Genomic DNA, 16,359 nt, shown 5'->3' with positions numbered 1-16,359 from the left:
TTTTACGTACAGTTTAACTGGGAGTATATACAGTTACCGGATAATCTCAATAAAAAATCCGCAATTTCAGTTAAGTCCGCTGAAATTCGCTTACACAGATCACTAAGCCAAACAGAAAAGGTCATGCTATGATCGCAATAATTTGAATCTGAATTTAAGCACCATGGCCTGGTATCAAAATCTATTTTTTAATTTAGTAAAATACCCGACTCGCTGGCTGGTAAAAACCAGTAATATTCCTACAGATATCGAGGGCGAATTAGGTATCGATAAAACTCGTCCTATCATTTATCTGTTAAAAACTAATTCAGTCACTGACCGCGTTGCCCTGGAGTTGTCTACCAAAATGCTGGGCTTACCGGCTCCCGATCAACACCTGGAAATTGCTGGTGACAAAATTAGCAACTGTTTGTTTTTGCAGGAACCTGAATCTCTATTCTCAAAAAAATCAAAACACACAGACATCAACAAAAGTTTTACCCGCCTTTTTGAACTGCACCGAGATGATGAAAACCTGGATTTACAAATCGTTCCCGTGTCTATCTTCTGGGGACGCGCACCAGGTAAAGAAAGTCGCGGTTGGGCAGACCTGTTCACCTTCAAGGCCTCGCCAAACTGGTTGCGAAAGTTTTTTATTGTGTTGTTTTTAGGGCGAGATAACTTTGTCTATTACAGTTCCGCGGTTTCCAGCCAAAAAATGGCCACCACCGTAGGCTCAGATTCTGAAATCGCTCATAAGTTGATCCGACTGGCCCGCACCCACTTTTATCGTCGGCAGCAAAGTATGAACGGTCCAATGTTAATGGACCGACACCAGCTTTTTAACAGCATTCTGGCTGCGCCATCCGTTAAAAAAGCCATGGCACAGGAAGCTAAGAACTCTCCGCAACAGTTGCACAAAGCACGAATCAAAGCGAAAAGTTACATCGAAGAAATTGCCGCCGATTACCGGGAAGGCGTGATCCGCCTGGGCGATCGCTTATTGGGCCGGGTCTGGAACAAGATATATAACGGTATTGAAGTTAAAAATGCCGATAAAGTGCGGGAACTGGCGCAAAATGGTCACGAAATCATCTATGTTCCCTGTCATCGCAGTCATATGGATTACCTGCTGCTGACCTACGTAATTTACCACGAAGGACTGGTGACACCGCACATTGCCGCGGGTATTAACCTCAACTTCTGGCCCATCGGTGGTTTATTCCGACGCGGCGGTGCTTTCTTTATTCGCCGCTCATTCGCTGGTAATAAACTCTATACTGCGGTATTCCGCGAATACCTGGAGCAATTATTTAACAAGGGTTATTCCGTTAAATTTTATGCCGAAGGCGGACGCAGCAGAACCGGCCGGTTACTGCCGCCCAAAACCGGCATGTTAGCCATGACTATTCAGGCAATGGTAAAAGGCGTTAAACGCCCGGTGAGCATAGTCCCGGTTTATATCGGCTATGAGCATGTAATGGAAGTGAAGAGCTACCTCAAGGAATTGCGCGGCAAAAGTAAGGAAAAAGAATCTTTCCTCGGGGTATTTTCCGCCATCAGAAAGCTGAAAAACTACGGCTACGGATTTTTAAACTTTGGCGAGCCTATTCATCTGGGCCAATACCTGGATAAAAATGCCCCGGATTGGCGAGAAGCGCAAGCCAGCCTGGACGATAAAAAACCATCATGGCTTAATCCTACGGTGAACACCCTGAGCCACAATATACTGGAGCGTATTAATCAGGCATCAGCGGTAAGCGGCATGGGCCTGGCGTCACTTTGTTTACTGGTGGCGGAGAAACGCGCCATGAGCAAAGAAGAGTTGTTGCAGGTCATGGAAAGCTATCTGGCCTTGCTAAGGCAATGCCCATTTAGCAATCAAAGCAGTTTTCCTCAGGTGGGCGCAGAAAAACTGTTAGAAAACACCCTGCGACTGGGTAAGTTTAATGTCACCGAAGATAGCTTCGGGGAAATCATCTCGATTGAACGAGACAACGCTATCCTGCTCACTTATTACCGCAATAATATTCTGCATATGTTCTGCGTACCCGGATTAATCGCGGCGATAGTTGTTGCTCATAACGAATGCCACCGCGAAGAAGTTATAAAAATTGTAGCCCGGATTTTTCCATTGTTGAAAAAAGAACTCTTTATCTACATGAAAGAGGAAGAGGCTGAGATTTATACCAGAGGCTTAATAGACGGCATGGTGCAGCAAGGCATGTTAAAAGCCAGTGATGATATATTAATGCCTGCAGATACCAGTAGTGTGCAGTTTTATAGCCTGTGGTTATTGAAGTCTGTTATTCAGGAAACGCTGCAACGGTACGCTTTAGTACTCAATCAACTGGAACAGCTGGGTACCACTGCACGCGGCGCACTTGAAAAGCGCAGTCGTCAGGTAGCAGAACGCATGTCAACATTGCACGGTATCAGTGCCCCGGAATTTTACGACAAAAACGTATTAGCCACCTTTATTGCCGCAGCCCGTGAATATGAAATCTGGGAAGCCAATGAAGAAGGTTTATTGCTGCACTCGGAAAAAAGCAGGGAATTACAGCAATTGCTGTTTACTCTGGTTTCTCCGGAATTTGTTAAACGATTACAGCAGATAAAGTAACCTCAAATTAACACGGGGAGAAGGAACTCCCCGATAAGTCCCAAGGTGATCACAAAGCCCACTTTATTATTGTGTAAAAAAGCCTTAAAACAAGCCTCTCGCTGACGCTTTGCAATCATTATTTGCTGCTGAATAAACAAAAACGCCGCGATAAACAGTGCACCATAGGCAAAATATCCCAACTGTAACAGCAGGAATACCCAACCTAAACTCAGCAGGGTTAACAACTGCAAAATGGCAATGATGAGTTTGTCGAATTGACCGAACAATATCGCGGTAGACTTTACCCCGATTTTCACATCATCATCCCTATCCACCATGGCATACATAGTATCGTAAGCCACTGTCCACAACAGGTTAGCCAGATAAATCAACCACAACCACCAGGGCAGTTGCTCGCGGATCGCCATAAAGGCCATGGGAATACCAAAACTAAAAGCAGCTCCCAATACAAACTGTGGTAAGTAGGTAAAGCGCTTCATAAAGGGGTAACAAAACGCCAGCGCCAACGCCACAAAAGACAATGCTATCGTTTGCCAGTTCAGCGTAAGCACCAAGGCAAAAGCCATTAAAGACAAGCCCGTGAACAATGCCAGAGCTTGTTTTGCGGAAACCTCACCACTGACAATTGGCCGCTGTTCCGTGCGTTTTACGTGGCCATCTATCTTGCGATCCGCAAAATCATTGATAACGCAACCGGCGGAGCGCATCAGAAATGTGCCCACAACAAACACCAGGCTAATGTGCCAACCAGGCCACCCTTCGGCTGCCAGTATTAAGCCCCAGGCGGTTGGCCACATCAGCAGCCAGGTACCAATAGGCTTATCGGCACGCATCAGTCGCCACAAGGCATTGAGTTTTATTGATCTATCCATTTTGCTCACATCAACAGGTCGGATTAATGATTGGCATAGGCGGGGCTACCCGGCAAGAAAAGTTCAGCCACCATGATGCGATGGGTTTTAAAGCGAAACAAAGAGCGCCGTCCCCATAAGTTTATGCTGCTTTCAATACCAAGTTTTGTCTGGGTTGCACCTGCCACCGGGCACTTTACCAACTGAAAACTCTGACGTTGAAATCTGGCATCGTTAAAGATGATCTTACCCAAGGGTTTGTTACCTAACCGGGTCAGTTCTGACATTTCTTGTTCCAGAAAGCTAACCGGCAAGAGAGAACGAGCAAACACCCAATGCTCTCCATTGCCTTTCAAATACACCTCACGAACCTGAGTATCCTGCGCAACCTCATCAAACTGGCCATACAAATATTGGCTTTCATCGGGAGCTATCTCTGCCACCCGCTGATTCAAAACTTCCACTTCAAAGCGCAAACAGTTGGATTGCAACCTTTCGGTTAATGAGCCCGTATTCAACAACCAGTTGCGCAGCAGGGGATCGACAGGTTGCAAATCCTCTGCGTCATGCCAGGATTCGGTAATAGTGAGATTATTCAGGGAGTTTTCAGCCAAAATTCATGTAGATTAATTAAATTATGCAAAATAATACCAATTACATGATTTAGACTAAAGCTTCGGCGTAATATAATCTACAATAGCGGGTAGGCCGTTATCATCCTGTTTATTATTGGTTTTTCTGGTATTGAATATGAAAATGAAATTATTGGGTTTAACACTTTTAGCAAACCTATTGCTCTTTAGTGGCGCTACACAAGCCAATGATACAGCTTACTTTGGGCTGGAACCGGATATCGTAACCAACTACATCAGTTCCAATAGCCGCAATATCGGTTATGTCAGGGTGACCATCGAACTGATGCTGGATTCTGCCAAGCATTTGGAGGCCGCCGAACACCACGCGCCCCTATTGCGAGCCACCACCATTGATATCTTTGGCAGACAGACCGAAGAGCAAGTTAAGTCTTTAACCGGCCGCGAAGACATTCGTCGCGCCTGCCTGGATGAATTGCGCAAGCTGATGAAAGCCGAAACCGGTTCAGAAATGATTAAAGACGTAATCTTTACTAAATACCTGTATCAGGGCTAACAAAGCCCTTATCAGTAAACCACTTCCACAACTGGCGAACGCTGCTCAACCTCTGCCGAGGCTGACAAACTTGTCGTTGGAAAAACAACAAACTGAGTAGTATTACCGAGTTCTGACGCCCCTAACCATTCGCTGGCTGTACAGTTTTCACACTCTAATTTAAAGTATAGCTTCTTATTGGGTGGGACATTTTCCAATCTAATCTGTACCAGCTTATCCTCCTCCGAAGCATATTTAACGCTATCGGAATTCACCACCTTTTCAAAATAAGGATCTTCGGCAAACTGCCACTTTATTTGCCAACGCTGGCTATGCCTGTCGGGAATGATATTTCTTACCACAGCAACAAAATTATCAGCCGGAGCCCCCGGTATCTCGTAATCTTCCGTTGCAAGCATCCGGTTGCTAAAAGCCGGTAAACTAACCCCAAGTGTCGCTCCGCCCAGCAAAGCCGCGCCACCGTTTAAAAAAGAGCGTCTGGTTAAATTGTTCATAGTTTGTCCAAATCCTATTAAATACTGTAAATCAGTCGTTCCGTCTCTCAGGTAGACCTGTGTCAAATAAGTATGTTTACTATACAGAAATGCGCAAAGAAATACACACCCTGAAAAACCAAAATAGCAAGACTGGCAAGAAATGGCAGTTTTACTTTTTCACCAAGCGACTACACAGCAACGCCAATACACAGCCGCTGATTAATCCTGTCAAATGAGCCGTATTGGCCATATTTATCCAGAGCACATCGGCATAGCCTATCACCAACCACAACAGCATAAAGCCAATCAGCGGCTTCGACAGACTCAATCCTTTATCAGGTCTAAGCCAGCCCATCCACCAGACAAAACCAAATAAACCGTAAACCACACCGCTTAGACCACCAAAATTCGGCCCAGAGACCCAGAATTGCGCCAGATTGGAGATGATTCCGGTTGTGAGGTATATGGCCAACAACATCCCCAAGCCCAGCTTCTGTTCAATATCGCTGCCCAAAATCCACCACCACACCAGATTAAAAATAATGTGTAGTGCGGAAAAGTGCATCAGGGTAGGCGTAATAAGCCGCCAGATTTCACCGTTTTGAACCACTTCTGACCAGGGTTGAAAATAAAGGTGGTCAAATAATTCAAACTGTCCTAAGACAAAAACCAGACCATGTATCCCCAGAGCAATCAGTAAAATTGCCGCTGCCAGCGGGGATTTAAACAATGCCACTGTCCCATAGCGCCAGGAAAATCCAACCGAACCCGCTCCCAGCTCAGCCGGTGTGGCACTTTGCCAGGCGAAAGATTGGAATTTTTTAGCATTGGGGTTTTGCACAAACTCCAACAACATCTGCTTTGCTGCATCCAGATCGGCATCATTGTGCAGTATCACCTGAAATTGCTGGTCCAGTGCCTGATAGGAGCAGGCAATGTTGTTAGCCTGCATATAAGCCACCAGCGTATTGGCTGGTGACTGTTGTGGAAATGACGCCAGTATTATCACAAGCTCTCTGATGGCATCGACTGTTTCCAGGCTTCAAAACCACCATCCATGCTGTATACCTCATCAAATCCCTGCGCTACAAAATACTGCGCAGCCTGCTGACTGCTGATACCGTGATAACAGCAAATTACCACTGGCGTATCACTAGACACCTCCGTGACCACTTGTTGCAGGTTGTCATTAGTCAAATGCGCAGAGCCCGGAATATGACTCTGAGCGAAGCTATTTGGGTCGCGAATATCAAACACTTTAGCGCCTTGCTCCATCAGCTTCGCGGTACCTTGTACATCGATGTGTTTAAAGGTTTGCATGTTATTCCTGCCAGTTAAGTAAAACTTTGCCAGACTGGCCAGAGGCCATGGCCTCAAAGCCTTTTTGAAAGTCATCAATTGCAAATTGATGCGTGATCATGGGCGTAAGATCTAAACCAGATTGGATCAGGCTGGCCATCTTGTACCAGGTTTCGAACATTTCCCGGCCATAGATACCTTTGATCACCAACCCCTTAAAGATCACCTGATTCCAGTCAATGGCCATATCCGAAGGCGGAATACCCAGCAAAGAAATCTTGCCCCCGTGATTCATGCTGTTGAGCATATCCCGGAAAGCAACCGGTGCACCGGACATCTCCAGGCCCACGTCAAAGCCTTCGGTCATGCCCAGCTCACGCATAACGTCTTTCAGCGACTCTGAGGAGACATTTACCACGCGGGTTGCGCCCATTTTTCGGGCCAGTTCCAGGCGGTATTCATTGACATCAGTGATCACCACATTACGGGCTCCCACGTGTTTGGCCACAGCTGCCGCCATGATCCCAATGGGGCCTGCGCCGGTGATCAGTACGTCTTCTCCCACCAGATCAAAAGAGAGTGCGGTGTGCACAGCATTGCCAAAGGGGTCAAAAATCGCTGCCAGATCATCACTAATATTGTCAGGAATTTTAAAGGCGTTAAATGCCGGAATTACCAGGTATTCGGCAAAAGAACCGGTGCGATCTACACCAACTCCATAGGTATTGCGACACAGATGACGACGTCCTGCCCGACAATTGCGACAATGGCCACAGGTAATATGCCCTTCTCCAGACACCCGATCGCCTTTTTTAAAACCGGCCACTTCGCTGCCCATGTCCACCACTTCGCCAACGTATTCGTGGCCCACCACCATAGGTACGGGAATGGTTTTTTGAGCCCATTCGTCCCAGTGATAAATGTGCATATCAGTGCCACAAATGGCTGACTTGCGGATCTTGATCAGCAAATCGTTATGGCCCATTTCAGGCTTGTCGGTATCCACCATCCAGATACCTTTTTCGGCATGCAGTTTGGATAAGGCTTTCATTAAATCACTCCCAGCTCTTTGCCCACACTGATAAAGGCATCAATTGCTTTATCCAGTTGTGCTTTAGTGTGGGCTGACGACATTTGCGTGCGGATACGCGCCTGACCTTTGGGCACCACAGGGAAGGAAAAGCCCACCACATAAATGCCTTTTTGCAACATTTTATCAGCCATTTGCGAAGCCAGTTTAGCATCGCCAATCATCACCGGAATGATGGCGTGATCAGCACCGGCAAGGGTAAAACCCGCTGCTGACATCTTCTCTCTGAAATAGCGGCTGTTTTCCACCAGCTTTTCGCGCAAGTCACTACCCTGTTGTAGCATTTCAATAACGCGAATAGATGCCGCCACAATAGAAGGTGCTAAAGAATTGGAAAACAAGTAAGGACGAGAGCGTTGACGCAACCAGTCGATCACTTCTTTTTTCGCTGAGGTGTAACCACCTGAAGCACCGCCAAGTGCTTTACCTAAAGTACCTGTGATAATATCCACCCGGCCCATCACTTCACAAAACTCGTGGCTGCCACGGCCATTTTCACCTACAAAGCCAACAGCGTGGGAATCATCCACCATCACCATTGCACCGTATTTATCCGCCAGATCACAAACGCCCTTCAGGTTGGCAATGATGCCATCCATGGAAAACACACCATCCGTTGCGATCAGTTTGAAGCGGGCACCTTGCTCGGTAGCTTCCTGTAACTTAGCTTCTAAATCTGCCATATCGTTGTTGGCATAACGGAAGCGCTTGGCTTTACACAAACGCACACCATCAATAATACTGGCATGGTTTAACGCATCGGAAATTATCGCGTCTTCAGGGCCTAACAAGGTTTCAAACAGGCCAGCATTGGCATCAAAGCAGGATGAATACAAAATCGTGTCTTCCATCCCAAGGAATTCAGAAATCTTTTGTTCTAAAACTTTGTGGTTGTCCTGAGTACCACAAATAAAGCGTACCGACGCCATACCAAACCCGTGGCTGTCCAGGCCATTTTTGGCCGCCTTAATCAACTCGGGATGATTGGCTAATCCGAGGTAGTTATTGGCGCAGAAATTTAAGACCTGTTCGCCACTAGTGACACTCACATCGGCATCTTGTTGAGAAGTAATGATTCGTTCTGACTTGTATAACCCTTCTTCTTTCAAGGTCGCCAGTTCGGTTTTTAAATGTTCTATCATGCTCATTGTAGGCCTGCTGAAAATATTGTTATGACGTTATTTTAGATATTGTAGGTATTTTAAAGGATAAAGGCGTAATAGTAACTTGCCCGATTAAAACCCGATAGATTGGCTTTGTAGCAGTTAAACCAAATTGTAATTAAAAACTGACAGTGCCCCAACTCAACTGCCACTGCGCTAGAGCAGAGTCAGATAGTTTAGATAATTTCGCTGCGCCATAGTGGCGATGGAAAAATCCTGCTCTACAATTTTACGTCCGGTTTTCCCCATCTTGTCACGTAACACTGCATCGCTGAGCAACTTTTGCATTGCGGCCACCAGGCCTGACTGATCACCTACATCAAGCAATAAGCCATTTTGGTGCTGACGAACAATTTCCGGGATCCCACCTGTGCGGGTTGCCACAATCGCTCTGCCACAGGCGGCTGATTGCAAGAGCGCCACTCCTAAACCCTCGGTTTTTGCCGGATGAACCACCAGATCCACGGCCGGAATGATACGCGCCATGTCTTTGCGAAATCCGGGGAAAAGCACCCGATTTTGCAATCCCAACTGACGCACCAACTCCTGATAGAATGCCAGTCTCGGCCCCTGGCCAAACAACAGCAATTTACAATTGGGCGTGTGTTTTACTAGTGTATTAAATGCCTTGATAAGTTCAGCCTGCCCTTTGCGTTCAATCATTTGCGCAAAATTAGCAATCACCAACTCATCCCGCTGAATGTTAAACTCCTTTCTGAACCAGGTGGCATCGGCTTCAGGGGTAAACAAATTGGTATCTACGGCACTGTGAATAGTGGTTATGCGCTCGCTGGGGTATCCGGTAGCCCTCACCACATCAGCAATTCCCTCGGAAATACACACCACATTGCGGTACTTGCGATATTTCCAGCGAGCAAAAAAGGCATTCTCTTTGTTGTCCACCCGCCGGGAACACACTGCCGGTAAGGCCATTTTTTGCGCGGCCAGCGCCGCAAACAAATCGGCACCACGGCGACTGTGCACGTGCAGAATATGGGGTTGGTGCTGTTCTATTTTTTGGCAAATACGTTTTATCAGCCCAATATCCAAATCTCCTTTCATAGCGATACTTTCCACCTGAGCAATGGGCATGGCAGCAGTGGCAATGGCACTGTTGTGTGGACACAGCAAAATATTATCAACCGGGTAGTCCTGCAATCCCTGACAAAGATAGACCACCTGTTGAGCACCGCCATACAAATGCTTTCCCGCCTCAATATGCAGTACCCGAATTCGCTCCTTGGGAAGATCTACCATCAATGTTTATCTCTCTTAGCTTTCGCCTTTGGCAGTAATCTTTTCAATCGTCTTATCACCATTTTGGCATTGATGTCCGCCATACAATGAAACTCGCCGTCACAGCTGGGACGCCGTTTACAGGGAGAGCAGGATTTATTGAGATATATGATTTCTGCGCCTTCCGCACTCAAATAAGGAGCCGTTGAGCCAAAAAGACACACGGTAGGCACGCCTGCCATAATCCCCATGTGAGTAACACCCGTATCCACTCCCACCAGTAACTTGGCGCGCCTTACCAATTCAGCCGTTTCCAATAGAGAAGTTTTCCCCGCCAGCGAATGCATATTGCCACAAATGGCCAGCTCGCTGGCGTGTGCAGCATCCTGCGCCCCTCCAACAATAATCACCGGCAAGCGAAACTTCTTGCGAACCTTTTCCGCAAGTTCAATCCAATGCTCTTCGAACCAGTGTTTTTGGGGGCGAGTGGTGTAAACACAAAATACGGCGTATTTTTCAATGCCCATTTCAGATAACAAACCATCCACGACTTTCTTCGCCTCCCTTGGCCGGGCCAGCGACATTTCATACTGATCTGCAGCGCAACCCAGTTGCAATGCCAGCGAGCGGTATTCCGAGGCGATAGTGGGTGCATTATCCCTGCTAAGCACATGATGAAAAAATACCTGGCTCCCTTCCCTACAGCCCAAACCAATTTTCAATCTGCCCTTTGCCTGCCAGGCCCAAATGCCACTTTTTAATAACCCCTGGGCATCTATCACCAGATCGAATGATTGCCCCCTCAACTGCTTTCTGAAACTCCTGACCTCCTTTGCCAAGGCAATCAGTCGACCGCGTTTTCGCAGTTTTTTCCAGTGTGTTCTGGGTAGGATCAGAACCTCCTGTAACAGTGGGTGTCCTGCTAACATTGAGGCTCCGACAGGTTCGGCTAACCAGGTGATCCTGGCATCGGGCCAGCGAGACTTGAGACTGCTCAGTAAGCCGCTGGCCATCACGATGTCACCAATAGCACTGAGCCTGATCAATAGAATGTTCTTGGGATTGGTAATGTCTGGCAACATAGCTTTAAAAACTCAACCTAAATCCGCTGAGGCGGTTATAATGCGCAAAATTTCCGTAATTTTGATGCGCTATTCTGTTTTTGGATCCAAGCACACAATTAATACAGTTATATGAATTTCCGGCTTTGAGCCTGACTCTTCGTGGCAAATAATCTCTATGCAAAAAACCGCTTACAAACCTACATTTAAAGAGTTTTTAGCTCGTTGGTTATACTCGACATTAATTGCCCTGTTTATTCCCCTGGCATTTTTGAACCTGCTAATCAAAGCCAGTTATCGCGGTCCGGCATATCGCAAGCGGAAGCTAGAGCGTTTCGGTTTTCTGCCACCCATTCGGCAGCGAGGCGGCATACTGCTGCACTGTGTATCCGTAGGAGAAGTGGTTGCGGCATCGGCTCTGGTAAAACAAATCTGGGCTCAACATCCTGAATATCCAATCACCATCACCACCACTACGCCCACCGGCTCAGAACAGGTTAGAAAAACTTTTGGCGATTCAGTCAGCCACGTTTACCTGCCTTATGATTTGCACATGGCCATGTACGGCTTATTGCGCCGTGTTGCCCCCGAAAAAGTATTGATTACCGAAGTGGAACTTTGGCCGAATCTGATCCACGCCTGTTGGCAGGCCAAGATTCCGGTCTATATCATCAACGCCAGGTTAACGGATAAGTCAGCGCGAAATTACGCGAAGTTAAATAACCTGTTTGGTCCGATGTTGCACAAAATCACCGCAGTCTGTGCTCAAGGGCAACGGGATTTTGACAACTATTTAAAGTTGGGATGCCCCAAGGAAAAACTGTTTCTCAGCAACAATATGAAGTTTGATCAGACACTGTCTGATACCGATAAAGAAAAAGCCAATGCCCTGGCCAACAAATTAAAATTGCAGGAGCGCACGGTATTGTTGGGTGCCAGTACCCACGATCCGGAAGAAAAAGTCCTGCTGCATAGTTATCAAAAGCTCAAATCCGCTTTTCCTCAATTACTGCTGATGTTGACGCCTCGTCACCCGCAGCGTTTTAGTCGGGTGCAGAAGCTCATTGACGAACAGCAACTGAAGCAGCAATCGTTGTCCGATAACACAGCGGTAGCCGCCGACACCGATGTCTTGCTCATTGATGAAATGGGCATTTTAAAAAGTGTCTACAGTTTGGCTGATATTGCTTTTGTGGGTGGTAGTTTGGCAGACCGGGGCGGACACAATGCCCTGGAAGCGGCACTGTTTCAAAAGCCAGTGATTATGGGCTCACACTTATACAACAATCCCGCAATTTGTGAGACTTTACTGCAAGCCAGCGCCATGGTGTCAGTATCCGATGAACAGCAACTTTGCACTCAGATAGAATACTGGCTGTCACACCCGCAAAAGGCTAAAGAAGCAGGCAGAGCCGGTGCAGAAGTGGTGCAACGCAACGCCGGAGCTATTGCTCAGACCCTGAAAATTATCGGGTTTTCTTAATCCGTTTTATGGCTTCGATACTGGCCAGGTGTCATACCGGTTTGCTTTTTAAATGCATTGTAAAATGCAGAACGGGTATTGAAGCCAGCAGCCAGGGCAATATCAAGAACGCTGTTGTCGGTTTTAGTCAGTAATTGCTGAGCATATTCAATGCGATGCGCATTAATAAACTGATAAAAGTTGCAATTAAATTCCTGGGACAGCGTTTGCGAAACATAGATAGCGGGAATATGACTCTTACTGGCCAATTCAGGTAGAGTCAGGTCAGGATCCAGATAAACCTGCTGCTGGATACAAGCTCGCAACTTTTCTGCAAACAGTTGCAAATCCGCCTGTGATAATCCCGAGTTTTGATAAGAGATGGAGTTACCCGACTCATCTGTTGCAGATTCATCACTATCCAGTACAGCCTGTAATTGCTGCTGTTGTGCTTTAAACAACGCAAATCCGGGTTGCTGTTGAATACCCCACAAGGTCAACACCAAGATAAATACCAGACTCGCCGTGGCCCCCATCAACATAGTCAAAATTTGCAACGGTAAAAATACTCCCAGATAACCGCTGGCGATTAATACCCATAGCAGCAAAATCAAAGCGCCATGCCAGTTTATCCAGCGTAACTCTCGCCCTTCAGTGTTGGAAAATACCGCCAGCAATTGTCGTCGATAGTGAATTAGACGGCGCATAATTTTGATCAGGTAGGCTAAAGAAAACCCTAACCAGACAATAAACAGTGCGAATACCACCAGCAAAAGCGCATTTTCCCACCAATGCAATGGGCCATCACTTTCGCCAAACAACAATTCAATTCTGTCCGAGGGTAACAGCATAATGCTCAAGCTGAGCAACAACGACAAGCCCGGCAACAAGCTATTCAGCATCAGTTGTTGTTTGGAAAAATGAAAGTCGGTACTGGTCAGGTAATTGATAAGCAACCAATACAATGGCGGTAAGGCAAAAAAAGCCGGTAGCAATAACGCGATGGCAAGCCCGACATTAGCTTCTTGATATTCCACCAGTTGCGCACTCAGCGAGATTAATGTTACGGCCGCAATAAGCCCTAAATAAAGCGTTTTTAGCCAGCCATCTGGGTTATTGCGCCATACAAGCAAAGCTCCTAAAACACCTACGCCCTGGCTTAAAGCAAAAAGGTGGAAAGATAAAATATCCTGCATTTGGTGATAGCACCCTTACAAATTGCTTAATGACCATTATTCAGCAAACAAAAGCTGTCCTTCCCGTTGGAGCAGGACGACCAGACAAGCGGTTACTGACAGACTGCCAGCCATACTTTTTAAGCTAGTACGGGAAGTCATTATGACCACAATTAAAAAACATCTGAACTGGAGCATTCTGGGTTTATACCTGTTAGGGTTTATCAGCATCCTGTCAGGTACCTTACAGCTAGAAGCTTTAAATACCGGACTGATCAGCGGCAACGCATCCCATGATCCAGAAGTACCTCACTACTACCAGATACCCTTACCCATCATTCTACACATAATTGCTGGTGTGGCGTTCAACTTACTTAGTCCCTTACAATTTTCCGCCAATATTCGCGCAAAAGCGCCATGGTTTCACAAGTCCTCAGGCATTTTATTAGTTTTCAGTGCCCTGACCGCCGGGACAACGGCGCTGGTTATGAACCAGGTGTATCCAGCGTTCGGCGGTTACCTTAAGTACTTTGGCGTCATGACTTTCGCCCTTGCCAGCTGTATCTGTGTTGTCATTGGCGTTGTGAAAATCAAACAAGGAAAAGTCGCCGAGCACCGTGCCTGGATGATCCGTACCACAGCTGTAGCACTTGGCCCTGCAACACAACGCTTGTTCTTTATTCCGGCCTTTTTAGTGCTTGGGCAAATCGATCAGCTGGTCATTGGCATAGGTATTTGGGTGGGCTTTCTGGTTAATCTGCTAATCGCTGAACTGTTTATAATCAGAAATTTGAAGGACAACAAACCTTTGTCAAAACTAGCTGAGCAAGCTATCTAATGGCTGTTATCAGATGTACCAAGTACCCGATCAATCTGTGCAATAACCTGCTCCGGCTCAATCAGGGCCATTAGATCCTGGCCCTTTGCCCGCGTTCCCCAACGCAATTGGTGCCATGGCTTACCTTTTTGCTGTTGGATTACTGTTTCATAGACAGACACCACATGTTCAATGTCATTGTATGGCCCGGTGCGTACCGGATTACTATGAGCATATAAGCCAATCACTGGGGTAGAAACTGTGGTTGCCATGTGCGCAGGGCCGGTATCCGGCGCAATCACCAGGCTGGCTTCGCTCAGTATTGCTAATAGCTGTTTTAGGTTAGTTTTCCCGGTGAGGTTAAGGCTAATATCGCCACAGGCAGCTATTGCTTCAGCCAGTTGACGTTCACTCTCGGCTGGACCACCACAAAGCACCACAGAAAAGCCTCGATTTTTCAGGTTATATGCCACTTCCTGATAACCTTCAACTGTCCAGTTGCGCTCAGCTTTGCTGGCCGAAGGGCAAATTACCACATATTGCTGAACGTCACCTAATAAGGATGTTGCAACTTCCGAAGCCGAATCAGGGATTGGGATATGCCAGCGCGGTAAACCACCATCAGGAATTCCGGCGGCATCAGCAAAAGCCATAAAGCCCTCAAGTACGTGGGGATGTTTTTGTGCCGCGATTCGGTGAGATACAAAAACATGATGCAGCTCTTTGGCCCGCTCCGCATCAAAGCCAATTTTCCTTTTCGCCTTGATGAATAAGCTGGCCAGATTCGCTCTCAGCGCCACCTGCATCAGCAACAGCACATCAAATCGCTGCCCTTTAAGATCTGCTCGCAACTGGCTATAAGCCGACCATCCCTGGCGTTTATCGAACACCACAAACCGGATTCCCGGCATGTCCTGCAACAATTGATACTCTATTTTTCCGATGATCCAGGTGATTTCTATATCGGGTCGCATGCGCTGGATACGTTCCACCATTGCTACAGCATGGCAAACATCACCAATGGCAGACAATCTCAAAATACAAAGTTTACCGTTTTCTCGCACAAAAAATTCCAATCCGAACGCCGGATCTGTCACTGTCATTTATTATCTGGCACTATTGTTCCTTACTTGTTTATCTGTCGCAAGCGAAGTGAAATGCCAAAACAAATCCCGTTGCCGCCCCTGTTGCAACAACAACATCCTGATGTGCAGTTATTCCAACAGTCCGGCTGCCGTATTCTGCGCCATCAGCAATGTCAGTTAAATGCATCCAGACAGGTGTTCAATCCGGATTTTTGGTATAAAAACCAAGCCGTTATGGGTACGGCTGCCGGCAGGGGCACAACCCTCTTTGTCAAACACAAAGAGCAACAGATGATTCTGCGGCAATATTTGCGTGGGGGGTTACCCGGTAAGCTGCTGTCCAACCAGTTTTTTTTCAATGGTTATCAAAAAACCCGCGCCTGGCGAGAATTTTTTCTACTTCTGGAGATGCATAAACTGGGTCTGCCAGTACCTGAGCCGGTTATGGCGGGTATTGACCGTAGCGGATTGATATATCGCAACTACATTCTCATCAAACGCATTCCTGATGCCGACGACTTGCACCAAAAACTGACGCAACAAACACTGCCTGATGAAATCTGGTACCAATTGGGCGCTATGGTCAGAGGCTTCCACGAGCAGCAGATCTACCATCACGACCTCAACATTCGCAACATTATGCTGGATAAGCACAACCAAAGCTGGCTGATTGATTTTGACAAGTGCGCCAGATTATCCGGTGACGACTGGAAGTCCAAAAACCTGCAACGCCTGCATCGTTCATTGCTGAAAGAGCAAAAGCAAAATCAGCACTTTTTCTGGTCAGAACAAAACTGGCTATCCTTTACTGAAGGTTATGAGGCTAAAAACAGCCGTTCTGAAAGATAATTCCTTGATACAGGTCTAACTCAAAGAGTGTGACAAAAAAG

Annotated in this window: 16 protein-coding genes; 5 read left to right on the top strand and 11 right to left on the bottom strand. The window is 46.8% G+C overall.

Translation table 11 applies throughout. From position 1 onward, the window contains the following. The first annotated feature begins 163 nt into the window (after window positions 1–163). Window positions 164–2,602, top strand: coding sequence for a glycerol-3-phosphate 1-O-acyltransferase PlsB (gene plsB, locus ACXAD8_RS15680; protein ID WP_475232982.1), 2,439 nt, complete (start codon window positions 164–166; stop codon window positions 2,600–2,602). A 2-nt stretch (window positions 2,603–2,604) separates the two neighbouring features. On the opposite strand, the gene ubiA is transcribed toward plsB, so the two are convergent. Both ubiA and ACXAD8_RS15670 read right to left on the bottom strand, forming a co-directional pair. After that, window positions 2,605–3,477: a 4-hydroxybenzoate octaprenyltransferase gene (gene ubiA / locus ACXAD8_RS15675; protein WP_475230609.1), complete on the bottom strand. Its 873-nt coding sequence runs from the start codon at window positions 3,475–3,477 to the stop codon at window positions 2,605–2,607. A gap of 23 nt (window positions 3,478–3,500) precedes the next feature. Continuing rightward, entirely contained in the window at window positions 3,501–4,070 is a 570-nt protein-coding gene (locus ACXAD8_RS15670; RefSeq protein ID WP_475230606.1) for a chorismate--pyruvate lyase family protein, read from the bottom strand. Between the two features lie 136 nt (window positions 4,071–4,206). Between ACXAD8_RS15670 and ACXAD8_RS15665 the strand changes: the two genes are divergently transcribed. Further along, window positions 4,207–4,605 carry a flagellar basal body-associated protein FliL gene (locus tag ACXAD8_RS15665; protein WP_475230603.1) on the top strand — a complete coding sequence of 133 codons (399 nt, stop codon included), beginning with the start codon at window positions 4,207–4,209 and terminating at the stop codon, window positions 4,603–4,605. Between the two features lie 11 nt (window positions 4,606–4,616). On the opposite strand, the gene ACXAD8_RS15660 is transcribed toward ACXAD8_RS15665, so the two are convergent. The 7 genes from ACXAD8_RS15660 to ACXAD8_RS15630 all read right to left on the bottom strand — a co-directional run bounded on the left by ACXAD8_RS15660 (window position 4,617) and on the right by ACXAD8_RS15630 (window position 10,951). Continuing rightward, complete coding sequence (locus ACXAD8_RS15660; RefSeq protein WP_475230601.1) at window positions 4,617–5,099, bottom strand: PhoD-like phosphatase N-terminal domain-containing protein; 483 nt, start codon at window positions 5,097–5,099, stop codon at window positions 4,617–4,619. A 151-nt stretch (window positions 5,100–5,250) separates the two neighbouring features. After that, complete coding sequence (gene glpG / locus ACXAD8_RS15655; protein WP_475230598.1) at window positions 5,251–6,090, bottom strand: rhomboid family intramembrane serine protease GlpG; 840 nt, start codon at window positions 6,088–6,090, stop codon at window positions 5,251–5,253. Next, the gene (gene glpE / locus ACXAD8_RS15650) at window positions 6,087–6,401 is read right to left on the bottom strand and encodes a thiosulfate sulfurtransferase GlpE (protein ID WP_475230595.1); all 315 of its coding nucleotides are present in this window, start codon (window positions 6,399–6,401) and stop codon (window positions 6,087–6,089) included. The genes glpG and glpE overlap by 4 nt, the downstream gene beginning before the upstream one ends. A 1-nt stretch (window position 6,402) precedes the next feature. After that, window positions 6,403–7,431: an L-threonine 3-dehydrogenase gene (gene tdh / locus ACXAD8_RS15645; RefSeq protein WP_475230592.1), complete on the bottom strand. Its 1,029-nt coding sequence runs from the start codon at window positions 7,429–7,431 to the stop codon at window positions 6,403–6,405. Then, entirely contained in the window at window positions 7,431–8,618 is a 1,188-nt protein-coding gene (gene kbl / locus ACXAD8_RS15640) for a glycine C-acetyltransferase (protein WP_475230589.1), read from the bottom strand. The genes tdh and kbl overlap by 1 nt, the downstream gene beginning before the upstream one ends. A 171-nt stretch (window positions 8,619–8,789) precedes the next feature. Continuing rightward, window positions 8,790–9,890: a glycosyltransferase family 4 protein gene (locus tag ACXAD8_RS15635; protein ID WP_475230586.1), complete on the bottom strand. Its 1,101-nt coding sequence runs from the start codon at window positions 9,888–9,890 to the stop codon at window positions 8,790–8,792. Beyond that, complete coding sequence (locus tag ACXAD8_RS15630; RefSeq protein ID WP_475230583.1) at window positions 9,890–10,951, bottom strand: glycosyltransferase family 9 protein; 1,062 nt, start codon at window positions 10,949–10,951, stop codon at window positions 9,890–9,892. The genes ACXAD8_RS15635 and ACXAD8_RS15630 overlap by 1 nt, the downstream gene beginning before the upstream one ends. A 157-nt stretch (window positions 10,952–11,108) precedes the next feature. Here ACXAD8_RS15630 and waaA point away from each other — a divergent pair, with 157 nt between their 5' ends. Continuing rightward, window positions 11,109–12,413 carry a lipid IV(A) 3-deoxy-D-manno-octulosonic acid transferase gene (gene waaA, locus ACXAD8_RS15625; protein WP_475230580.1) on the top strand — a complete coding sequence of 435 codons (1,305 nt, stop codon included), beginning with the start codon at window positions 11,109–11,111 and terminating at the stop codon, window positions 12,411–12,413. Here waaA and ACXAD8_RS15620 read toward each other — a convergent pair. Next, complete coding sequence (locus ACXAD8_RS15620) at window positions 12,410–13,588, bottom strand: helix-turn-helix transcriptional regulator (RefSeq protein WP_475230577.1); 1,179 nt, start codon at window positions 13,586–13,588, stop codon at window positions 12,410–12,412. The two genes, waaA and ACXAD8_RS15620, sit on opposite strands and share 4 nt — an antisense overlap. A gap of 142 nt (window positions 13,589–13,730) precedes the next feature. Here ACXAD8_RS15620 and ACXAD8_RS15615 point away from each other — a divergent pair, with 142 nt between their 5' ends. After that, window positions 13,731–14,405: a DUF2306 domain-containing protein gene (locus tag ACXAD8_RS15615; protein WP_475230574.1), complete on the top strand. Its 675-nt coding sequence runs from the start codon at window positions 13,731–13,733 to the stop codon at window positions 14,403–14,405. Here the strand turns inward: ACXAD8_RS15615 and ACXAD8_RS15610 are convergent. Beyond that, complete coding sequence (locus tag ACXAD8_RS15610; protein WP_475230571.1) at window positions 14,402–15,487, bottom strand: glycosyltransferase family 9 protein; 1,086 nt, start codon at window positions 15,485–15,487, stop codon at window positions 14,402–14,404. The two genes, ACXAD8_RS15615 and ACXAD8_RS15610, sit on opposite strands and share 4 nt — an antisense overlap. Window positions 15,488–15,541: 54 nt before the next feature. Between ACXAD8_RS15610 and ACXAD8_RS15605 the strand changes: the two genes are divergently transcribed. After that, window positions 15,542–16,318 carry a 3-deoxy-D-manno-octulosonic acid kinase gene (locus ACXAD8_RS15605; RefSeq protein ID WP_475230568.1) on the top strand — a complete coding sequence of 259 codons (777 nt, stop codon included), beginning with the start codon at window positions 15,542–15,544 and terminating at the stop codon, window positions 16,316–16,318. Window positions 16,319–16,359: the final 41 nt, after the last annotated feature.

The organism is Planctobacterium sp. AWH2_060 (genome assembly GCF_056158425.1).
This window is presented reverse-complemented; position numbering and strand designations above follow the sequence as displayed.